General features: G+C 27.5%; 9 protein-coding genes. All 9 read right to left on the reverse strand.

What is annotated here, in order from left to right; translation table 11 throughout:
* On the reverse strand, nt 1-818 hold an 818-nt coding region (locus tag Q0V15_RS09260), incomplete at its 3' end, for a flagellin (RefSeq protein WP_297438279.1).
* Nucleotides 819-916: 98 nt separating this feature from the next.
* Nucleotides 917-2,632 (reverse strand): motility associated factor glycosyltransferase family protein, encoded by a 1,716-nt coding sequence (locus Q0V15_RS09265; protein ID WP_297438281.1) that lies wholly within the window; start codon nt 2,630-2,632, stop codon nt 917-919.
* Nucleotides 2,633-2,743: 111 nt separating this feature from the next.
* The gene (locus tag Q0V15_RS09270) at nt 2,744-3,748 is read right to left on the reverse strand and encodes a dTDP-glucose 4,6-dehydratase (RefSeq protein ID WP_297438283.1); all 1,005 of its coding nucleotides are present in this window, start codon (nt 3,746-3,748) and stop codon (nt 2,744-2,746) included.
* A gap of 172 nt (nt 3,749-3,920) precedes the next feature.
* Nucleotides 3,921-5,105 (reverse strand): flagellin lysine-N-methylase, encoded by a 1,185-nt coding sequence (gene fliB, locus Q0V15_RS09275; protein ID WP_297438285.1) that lies wholly within the window; start codon nt 5,103-5,105, stop codon nt 3,921-3,923.
* 108 nt (nt 5,106-5,213) lie between these two features.
* A complete protein-coding gene (locus Q0V15_RS09280; protein WP_297438287.1) occupies nt 5,214-6,581 on the reverse strand; it encodes a flagellin in 1,368 nt (455 codons plus the stop codon).
* A gap of 210 nt (nt 6,582-6,791) precedes the next feature.
* Nucleotides 6,792-7,121, reverse strand: a complete 330-nt coding sequence (locus tag Q0V15_RS09285; RefSeq protein ID WP_297438289.1) for a hypothetical protein — start codon at nt 7,119-7,121, stop codon at nt 6,792-6,794.
* 9 nt (nt 7,122-7,130) lie between these two features.
* Nucleotides 7,131-8,630 (reverse strand): flagellar filament capping protein FliD, encoded by a 1,500-nt coding sequence (gene fliD / locus Q0V15_RS09290; RefSeq protein ID WP_297438291.1) that lies wholly within the window; start codon nt 8,628-8,630, stop codon nt 7,131-7,133.
* A gap of 80 nt (nt 8,631-8,710) precedes the next feature.
* A complete protein-coding gene (gene fliS, locus Q0V15_RS09295) occupies nt 8,711-9,091 on the reverse strand; it encodes a flagellar export chaperone FliS (protein WP_297438295.1) in 381 nt (126 codons plus the stop codon).
* Nucleotides 9,092-9,264: 173 nt separating this feature from the next.
* The gene (locus tag Q0V15_RS09300; RefSeq protein ID WP_297438293.1) at nt 9,265-10,407 is read right to left on the reverse strand and encodes a transposase; all 1,143 of its coding nucleotides are present in this window, start codon (nt 10,405-10,407) and stop codon (nt 9,265-9,267) included.
* Between the last annotated feature and the right edge of the window lie 171 nt (nt 10,408-10,578).

Genomic DNA, 10,578 nt, shown 5'->3' on the forward strand with positions numbered 1-10,578 from the left:
CTTAAAGCTTCATTTGGAAGTTCATTAGTTTGAGCCATCATATAATTACTAGATTCTATTAAAATATTAGTTCTTGCAAACTCCATCATTTCTTTTGCAACATCCGCTCCTGTTATATTAGCATTAGCCCCTTCAAGCATAACACTATTACTATCTTGGTTATTGCTAAGACTTTCAAATCTATTAGCAAGTGCTCCATATTTATTTCTAGCTGATGTAACTTGTTTCATAGCACCATCAATTATAGCTAAATCATCATCTATATCACCATCTTTAATATCTATATCAGTAACATTATTCTTTCCATCACCAATCATACCCGCTGATAAATCATAATTTGGTATTAATATATTTTCATCTGAATTTATACCAGCTGCCATACTATAAGAATTATCCGTATTATCATTCCCTATAAGTTTCACTCCATTAAATTCTGTATTATTTGCTAAATCATCTATACCTTCTTTTATACTATCTATTTCAATTTGTAAAATTTCTCTATCTGCTTCATTAGTTGTTTGATTTCCAGCTTTAACAACAAGTTCCCTCATTCTTATTAAATTTTCAGATATACCAGCAGCTCCACCATCAGCAGTTTGCATCATTGAAACTCCATCTTGAACATTTTTATTTGCAGCAGCAAGTCCTCTTATCTGCAATTTAAAATGCTCACTTTGTGCAAGTTTACTTGGGCTATCTTTAGCACTCATAACTTTTGAACCTGATGAAATTCTTTTAAGTGCTGCTGAATTTTCAGCCATATTATTTTGATAGTTTTTAAAAACATTAAGTGACATCATATTATGGTGTAATCTCATTTTTTTATATTCCTCCTATAAAGTTAAATTCAATATATTTCGATTAATAAATACTCTTCTTTAATACATATATCGAATTTTTTATAATAAACTTAAATTCACACCTTTTTCCACTCTGCTAAAATTTTATTTATCTCTTTATTTGTCATAGTTAAAACTTTACTAAATTCTATATAAATATCTTTATTTTTTCTGAAATTTTTCTTTATATACTCAACTTTGGTATCTGTACTTTTAACTTTATATTTATCTGAATTACTTGCTGCATACATTATTTCAAACATTTTATTTTTTATTATACTAAGATTATCTAAATTAGATTTTATATATCTTTCTGTATTCTCTAAATTTTTAACACTTGCTGAAAAAGCTTTAGGCTTCCCTATAGATTTTTCTATCTTATCTATAATTGTTACACCATTCCTACACTTATTATTTATATTTACCAAAAGACTTTTATAATCTACTAAATTCTCAATTAAAACACTAGCCTCTACAAATTCATCTTTAATATCTAAATCCACACTTATCTTTTCTAAATCTTTAATTGTTTTTTCAAGTTCTTTTATCTCTGTGCCAAGTATCATAGCTCCACCCTCAGTTGAATTAATAAAACTAACAATATTATTAGTAGCAATAATCTCCTCAAGTTCTTTTCTAAACCCATCAAGCACTATACTTGTTTTTATTTTCCCACCATATATATCATCAACTTCAATATCATCAGCTCTAACCACTGGAATATTTTCAGTAGAATTTTTATTTAATGAATTATCATCATGCCCCTTTTCATCAGTATATGCTAAATCCTGCCCTACAAATATAATAGGATTACACCCTGCATACAAAGCAAAATTTGTGCTAAAATGTGCAACTGAGCCACCACCCCCAAGGTGTGGAATATCAATTTCAAATATATCTCTTATAAATTCATTATCTGTATAAAATATCTTATTTGAAGTATGCTTCTTTACAATATCTTTATTAGTTGCATTATAGTAAAGAAGAGGTATATCTATATTCTCTATATTATCCTCAACATGCTTATGTGAAATATCTGTTGAATCTACAGATGCTAAGAAATTTGGCTTTACTCCATTCTCAAGAAGTGTATTTAAATTTCTTCCACCACTTATAATAATTGCATTTTTTATATTTCTAAGCTTTTTAATATTTTTAGAAAGTGATGGACCTGCTGATACTATAATTGCTGGTATATCTTTATACTTATCTTTATAAACATTTATAGGTGTTGAATCTTTCATATACACAAGATTCGATAGTAATGTATCAAGCCATTCACTTGAAAACATTAAATTTGTATTTCTATTATTAATAATTTTATAAGATAAATCATTAACTAAAACTGCTATCTCACTCAGTTCTTTAATATAAGCCTTATCAACATTTGCATAATATCCAATCTTTACATTCGCTATATTAAAATCATTTATAAAATTATCAAAGAAACTTTTAATCATATTTTTATCAGTTGCAAAGTGTATTCTTTTATCAAACTGTAAATAATTAAGCTCACCCTCTTCTTTAATAAAATCAAAAAACTCCTTATTAAGTTCAACAACTAAAATCCTCTTAAAACTTTTATTTACCTTTATAAGTTCTCTTATATGTTCTGTGAATGATACCCCAAAAATTATATATATGTCCCTATCTGTAAACTCATCAAATGAAGCTATAAACTTCTTAATCTCATCACCTTGCTTCTCTAAACATCCAAGAACATACTCTTTACCATCCTTATCTATAGTTGAAACCTTAAAACCATCCTTTGATTGATTAACTGTAAATCCCATAAAGCCCCTCCCTAAAAAATTTTATAAAAAAAGAAAGATAGATTTTTTATCTCTATCTTTCTATATATATTCTTATTCTCTTTTAACTTTACTAATTTTATAAAATAACTTTTATTCATTATGCCTATTAGTTATTATCCACTCTGTTGTTTCTTTCACGCCTACTTCAATTGTATATATAGGCTTCCAATTTAATAACTTTTTTGCTTTACTATAATCACATAAAAGTTTCATATTCTCTGCCTGTGGATGTAAATGTTTTATATGATTTATCTTTACTTTATTTTTTGATATAACTTTTGCAAGTTCATTTATGCTTATATCCACACCTGTACCTACATTTATTATCTCACCATTTACACACTCATAATCCCCTGCCATTTTTATAAACCTTACACAATCTTTAACATAAAGTAAATCTCTAGTTTGCTCCCCACTTCCATATATATTTATATCATTATTCTTATCTACACTATTTATAAAAGCTGCCATAACTCCACCATTTTTCTGATATGGACCATATGTATTAAAACATCTTATTACTACAGTTGGTAGTTTATATGTATTATAATATGATAGCACTAAGTTTTCTGCTGCAAGCTTACTTGCTTCAAATGGAGAAACTCCTTTTACTTTTGCAAATTCATCAATTCCTGTAACCTTATCACACTCATCATATACCATACAACTACTCATAAATATAACTTTACAAGGATATAAACTTTCTTTACTTTTAATACTCCATCTATCTCCATCCATCTTAGAATTTCCACCAAACATTTGCTTCTTTGCCATCTCTAAAACATTCAAAGTTCCAATTGTATCATTATAAAAAGTTGATACAGGATTATCTATAGATTTTTGAACACTTATACTTGATGCCAAATGATATATTATATCAAACTTATCCTTAAAAACTTCTGCTAATATATCATTATCCTGTATATCTCCTTTTATAAACTTTAAATTCTTATTTTCTCTAAACTCCTCTATATTTAAAATATCTCCATTTGATAAATTATCAAATATAACTACACTGTTACCACTATCTAGAAGTTCCTTAACAAGCCATCTCCCTATAAATCCTGCTCCACCTGTTACTAAAATATTCTTCATATCTATTCTCCTATTCCTGTTTTCTCAATATATTAAAGATTACTATTTTAGCTTAAATAATTCAATAAATATTACTATAATTCATAAACACCTATCTATAAATTACTTATCACACTTATATAATAAACAAAAAAAGAAAGATAAAATCAAATTCTATCTTTCTTTTAAAAATCTATTTAATTAAATTAACAACCTTAGCAAGCATATTTAAATTTCCTGTACTTATAGAATTCATAAAAGTAACAACATTCTTTGGATAGTTAGCATTGTGATTTAAAGTTCTACTTGTAAGAGTAACTATATCCACAAAATCATCAGTTGTTATCTCCTTATTATCAACAGAAATCAAATAAGTTTTAACCATAGCATATTGTACTGCTAGGTATAAATAAGAACTTAACATATCGCCATTATTACTCTTTGGCATAGCTGATGAATAAGCTATATTAACTAAGTAATTCTCTAAAGTATACTCATACTTATCTAAATAATTTTTATACTTTACATTTACAGCATTATTATACTTCTCACTTACTCCATTTTCATCAAACTCTAAAAGTTTATTTAAATTCTCATTCATATTTAAAAGATTATTCTTTGTTTTCCCAAAAGCTAAAGCTTTTAAAAGCTTAGATTTAAACTCATTATTTATAACAAGTTTATCTAAATTTTCAAACAAAGTCTTATCACCAAGATTTACTGTGTACATATCTAAAATCTTTTTAATATCATCAATCTTTTTCTCAGATATTAAAGCATTTATCTTATTATATACAAGCCCAAGTATTATAAGTCTTTTCTCTATATCAAAATCTCTATTTTGCAGAAGTGATATTGTAAAAATTCTTATATCCCAAAAGTACTTTAAGTAATCATCCTTTCTAGTATCAACCCTCATTTTAATAGATAACTCTTCCTTATCTTCTGCTGAAATCACACTATCAAAACTAAGCTGATTTTCATCTAATAAAAATATCTCATTAACTGCTGGACATGATGTAGTTAAAAACTTTTCTAGTGTATTATCAACTAAATTGCACATTCTTGGGTAAATTCTACAAGTCTTACAAAGAAACTCCTCCCCTAGATTACTATGTATATCACATAAGCCACTTTCATTTTGAAGTGGACACCCTTTTTTCTCATTTAATCTGAATTTTATAACACCACTTTTCTTTCTAGTGAAATTCTTTTCAAGCATTTCTTTTGTAAAAAAATTAGAAACCTTATATTTTTTATAAGTTTCATTATCTATATCTATATCCCAATCTACACAACAAGTATGTCTGCACCTAGCACCTATGCAACTAAAATTCTCATACCCTTTATATTGTAAAATATTATAATCTATCTTCATAACCAACCTCCTAATTTCAAACTATAAAATAATTATCGTAGGAAATTAAAAAAACTAAATAAAAAAAAGGAGCAAGACTTTAAAATCTCACTCCTAAAACTTATTTAATTATCTTAATAATGATAATACTTGGTTTGGTTGTTGATTAGCTTGACCAAGCATTGATTGAGCAGCTTGAACAAGTACATTGTTCTTTGATAACTCCATCATCTCTTTAGCCATATCTACATCTCTAATTCTTGACTCAGCTGCTTGTAAATTCTCTGCTGAGTTATCATTTGTAGCTATTGTATGCTCAAGTCTATTTTGTAATGCTCCAAGGTCAGCTCTTTGACTTGAAACTAAGTTTATAGCATTATCTAAAGTAGCTATTGATTTTGTAGCACTTGTATGATCCTTAACACTTACTGGATCTAATTTTTCTCCTACTCTAACTGTATCATTTGTATCTGTTGTTGTTATTTCAAGTTTTCCACTAGTATTTATTGAACCTACTAAATCAGCATCAATTTTCCCTAATTCTGCTGTTATATGATCTTCTAATTCTGCTTCTGTCTTACCTGCTTCAAGTGTAATTTCATGCATAGTACCATTAAATTCTACTCCAACTTTTATTTCTTCTGTTGAAATTATTTTATCATCATCAACTTTATTTGTAACCACATTATCTAAAGCAGCATCATCAGCTAAAGCAGCAGCTGTACCATCTGCATACTTTATATCTGTATTACCTTCTTCAACAAATGATAATGTACCATTTGCACTTATATTTGCTGTAACATTTTCTAATCCAGTTGTATCTGATAATTGTTTATTAATATCCTCTAATGTACTACCAACTGCAAATGATATATCCTTAGCAGTTAATTTTGTCCCATTAAGTGATATTGTAACATTTGTTATTGTGTCTAAAGATTTAACTGTTTCCATTTCTGGTTTAACAGCTTCAGTACTAATTGAATTTTCAGTAAGACCTAATAAATCCGAATTCATATTTTTAATATCAAGATCTACACTTTGTCCTTGATTAGCACCAATTTGTAGTTTCTTGTCTTTAAACTCTCCATTTAATAATTTTTGTCCATTAAACTCTGTATCAGTTGAAATTCTGTTAATTTCTTCTTTCAAAGCATCCATTTCTTTTGTTATAGCATCTCTATCAGCATCAACATTAGTATCATTAGCTCCTTGAACTGATAATTCTCTCATTCTTTGAAGAATGTTGTGTGTTTCATTTAAAGCACCCTCAGCTGTTTGAATTAAAGATACACCATCTTGAGCATTTGTTGAGGCTCCATCAAGTCCTCTAATTTGTCCTCTCATTTTCTCTGAGATAGCAAGACCTGCTGCATCATCTCCAGCTCTGTTTATTCTTTGTCCTGAACTTAACTTCTCGATAGCCTTACCTTGGTTACCTGTGTTAATTCCCATTTGTCTGTGTGCTGTCATAGCATTCATATTGTGATTAATAATCATTATAAATTCCTCCTTGATTTTAAACCTTTGACATCCTTGTCTTGGCTTTTTATTTATTTTTAAGAGTTTAACCTCTTATACTATAATTATCGTTTACTTTATATTTTCTTTAGAGTTTTTTCACACTTTTACACTTTGTTAACATTTAGATTTTTAATTATTTAAAAGCAAAAAAAATCTAGGTGAATTTTTTCTCCACCTAGACTTTCTTTAAAATCTTCCATTTAATATTTGCATATTCCCACTTGCATTAGAATATGCTGTACTTGCATTTTTTCTTATTTTAACATCATTTAATTTTCCTTTCGTTTCAACTTTCTTTTTCATAATTTTTTCTACAATAGCTTTATCAGTTTCTATTATATTAAAATACTCTAAGTTTGATTTCATTTCTTCTTGCTTTAAATTTAAAGATATTATTTCTTTTTGTATTTTATCTTTTTCATCCAAAAATTCTTCAAGTTTTAAAAATTCATCAATATCAAGTTCTTCTAAAATCTTTAATGATATATTTTTATATTCTTCAAATAATTTCTTCATTTATTACATTTACCCCATACTCATAAATTGTGACATCTGTGCATTTGCTTTATTCATTGCAACTTCAAGTCTTGCAAACTCTGAGTAATATCTATTTTCTTTTTTAGTAAAACTTCTCATCATCTTCGTAACCATCTTTTGCTGTTCTTCCATTTTTTTAGTTATCTCATTATTAAATGATGTAACTCCACCTTCATAGCCAGCTTTTTCATTTAGTAATGATGATGATTTAACTGCTGTATCATATACAATATCTTTCATTTTACTAAAAGTTCCAGTAAGCATTTTCCTTGTTTCATCACCATTTGTTGTTAAAGCTTCACGCATTTTTTCTTCATTAAACTCTATTTTACCTTTTCCAGTTTTATAATCTGAAAAAGGACTAAATCCTATATCTTTAAGCTGACTTCCAGAAGTTGTACTTGAAATTGTTCCAAGAAGACTATTTATTGTTCCTTCAAGGATATCATCCCCTCTTAAAAGCCCTTGCTTTGTTTTAAGCTCCCAGATTTTAATTTCATCTTCACTCATTTCCTTTTTCTGCTCATCAGTTAAAGGTTGATAGTTTTTATCTCTTTTTTGAGTAACAAGCCCATTCATTTTATCTATTAAAGCATTATAATCTTTAACAAACGCTCCTATATTCTCAACAACTCCATCAACATCATGACTTCCTGTTAAGCTAGTTTTTTCGCCAGCTTTAGATTCAGAGTTTAATGTATATTGAACATTATCTATCGTAAATTGATTTGTAGCTTTTTTTATTTCTTTTGAATTTCCATAAGAATCTGTAATCTCTACTAAAGCATCTTTAGCATTTTCTTTTTCAGCTAGAAGAACCTTAGTCCCTTTTATATCTGTCATTGCTAGTTCTATATCATTTTCTTCACCAGTTCTTGTTCCAGTTATTCTTATATTATCTCCAAGTTCTGAATGTTCAACTTTTACATCAATTTTTTCTTTATTAGCTGAATCACTATTATAAGTTTTTATAGCTGAGTTTATTCCATTTGTAACTTCCTGAGTGTTTACTTTTCCATCTTTATCAACCATTTTATCAGTAAGCTCAACTGAAACTTCTTTACCATCAAGATTTAATTTAAAGACTTTCTTCCCATCTTTATCAGCAGGAATTGACTCTATTGCCTCTTTTGATATAGTCATACTACTAGCAGATGCCATATTTTTAACTTCAACATCATACTTTCCTGTTTTAGCTCCTGCAAGTCCTGTTGCCGTAACTACACCTTTATTTGAACTTTCAAAGCTAACTGTATCATAGTTACTATTTAATATAAGATTTGTATCTTTGTTAGCTGTTGATCCAACATCAAAATACTTAGTATATAAATCTCTCATCTCCTTATTTATATCTCTATATAACTGTTGTTTAAAATCAAGTAACATACTATCTTGTTTAACTCTATCTACTTTCATTTGGTAAGGCATCATCATTTGTTTTACCATTGTATCTGTATCAAGTCCTGATGCAAGTCCTCCAATTCTCATAATTTATTCCTCCTTTTATTTATATCTATTAAAATCATCTCTAATTTATATAGCTATTTTTCACCATAGTTTTTTATATCTTAAGCCTGTTTACTAAGTTTATAAGCTTCATGCCACATATCTCTTATTTCTATTATAAGTTCTATTGCTTCATCAGCTTTTTTTATATCTTTTTTCATATTAGCATCAGCTATTGTTTTATTTATAAATCTATATATCTCAAATATATCTTTTGCCCAGGCTCCACTATCTGTATCAAGTGTTACCATAAGTTCTGTGAAAATATCTTGTACTCTCATAAAACTTTCATGTGCCATTTTTATATTTTTTTCTTCTATTCCAAGTCTTCCTCTTTTGGCAAATCTAACTGCTCCATCTACAAGCATTAATAAAAGTTGCTCTCTTGAAGCACCATTAACACTATTATTTTTATAAATATTATGCGCATTTTGTTGATACATCTCATCTATCGTTACCAAAACCTCGTAAAACTTTATGAATTAAAGATTTTGTTTCTTTTCTACTTCATAGTTGCTCTATTTCGCCTTAGCTACTCTAGTTTATATAGCACTCCATAGACTTTGTCATCTTTACAGATAATGGGCTATAACGATTTCCCAAGTTTAGAATATCTTTATAGTGATAAACTTAACCCATAATTAGCAAGGTTATACGTAGCATTTTTATCTCTATCTTCAGTAAAACCGCATAAACATTTATAAATTCTATCACTAAGTTTTAAATCCTTTTTGATAGTTCCACAACTACTACACATTTTACTGCTTGGAAAAAATACAGGTACTTGTATAAATTTAATGCTGTTTAAAGCACACTTATACTTTATTTGTCTTATAAATTTATAAAAACCTTGTTGTGCTATCGCCTTAGCTAAATGTCTATTTTTCATCATATTAGAAACCTTTAAATTCTCCATAACTATCATTCTAGGTTTTGTTTTCACCATTTTTGAAGTAGCTTGATGTATATGATTATTTCTAATATTTTTGAGTTTTCTATAAAGTTTTTTAATCTTCAATTCAAGTTTTTTAATCCTATTGGTTTTTTGATAACTTCCTCCTTTTTTATTCATAATATATTTTCTTGAACATTGTCTTTGAAATTTTTTCAACTTTTTATCAAGAATTTTAACAAGTCTTGTTTTATTAATATTAGGTATGTCTAATCCTTCTATATTTACTATCGCAAGCTGTTTAATACCAAGATCAATTGACAATATTTTATCTTCTAGCTTATTAATACTAGGCTCAATATCAATTGAAAAATTAAGAATATAACACCTTCCATTCCAAGTAACCGTAGGATTAGAAAATTTATCTATATCAGTAAAATTTATATCATAACTTGATTTATATTTTACTTTTCCTATTTTTTCTAAGTTAACTGTTTTATCTTTATAAAACTTTAATTTTTCATATCGACTGTAAAAAGTAGCTTTAGATGCCTTTTTACTCTTAAACTTTGGTAAGTTACCTAGATTATTATAAAATCTCCTATAAGCTTTATCAAGATTCCTAAGAGCTTCTTTTAATGTTGCTCTACTAACTTCATTTAGCCATAAAAACTCTTCTTTTTTCTTATATTCAGTAAGCATATTGCTTAGTTGTGTAGTAGTATATCTCTTTTTTAATTTTCCATATAAGTTATTATTATGAGCTAATCCCCAATTATAAATAAACCGTTGTGAACCTATATGTTTACGAATTAAAACATTTTGTTCTTCAGTTGGATATAGCCTAACTATAAAACCTTTTTTCATTATAAAACACCTCTTTATAATATATACTTCCCTCATAAAAAAGAAATATTATAATTTTACTCAAAAGTGCTTAATCTATATTTTATATATCCACTTTAGCCATTATACACTTACCTTACAAATATCTATTTTAAATTTTTTAGTACATCTAAATTTAAACTTATAGCATTT

It is taken from the genome of uncultured Clostridium sp. (assembly GCF_947036855.1).
Lineage (GTDB): Bacteria > Bacillota > Clostridia > Clostridiales > Clostridiaceae > Sarcina.

Excerpts from the sequence above, each read along its gene's own strand:
- Q0V15_RS09265 (WP_297438281.1), bottom strand. The coding sequence starts at position 2,632 with ATGGGATTTACAGTTAATCAATCAAAGGATGGTTTTAAGGTTTCAACT.
- Q0V15_RS09270 (WP_297438283.1), bottom strand. The coding sequence starts at position 3,748 with ATGAAGAATATTTTAGTAACAGGTGGAGCAGGATTTATAGGGAGATGG.
- fliB (WP_297438285.1), bottom strand. The coding sequence starts at position 5,105 with ATGAAGATAGATTATAATATTTTACAATATAAAGGGTATGAGAATTTT.
- Q0V15_RS09280 (WP_297438287.1), bottom strand. The coding sequence starts at position 6,581 with ATGATTATTAATCACAATATGAATGCTATGACAGCACACAGACAAATG.
- Q0V15_RS09285 (WP_297438289.1), bottom strand. The coding sequence starts at position 7,121 with ATGAAGAAATTATTTGAAGAATATAAAAATATATCATTAAAGATTTTA.
- fliD (WP_297438291.1), bottom strand. The coding sequence starts at position 8,630 with ATGAGAATTGGAGGACTTGCATCAGGACTTGATACAGATACAATGGTA.
- fliS (WP_297438295.1), bottom strand. The coding sequence starts at position 9,091 with ATGTATCAACAAAATGCGCATAATATTTATAAAAATAATAGTGTTAAT.
- Q0V15_RS09300 (WP_297438293.1), bottom strand. The coding sequence starts at position 10,407 with ATGAAAAAAGGTTTTATAGTTAGGCTATATCCAACTGAAGAACAAAAT.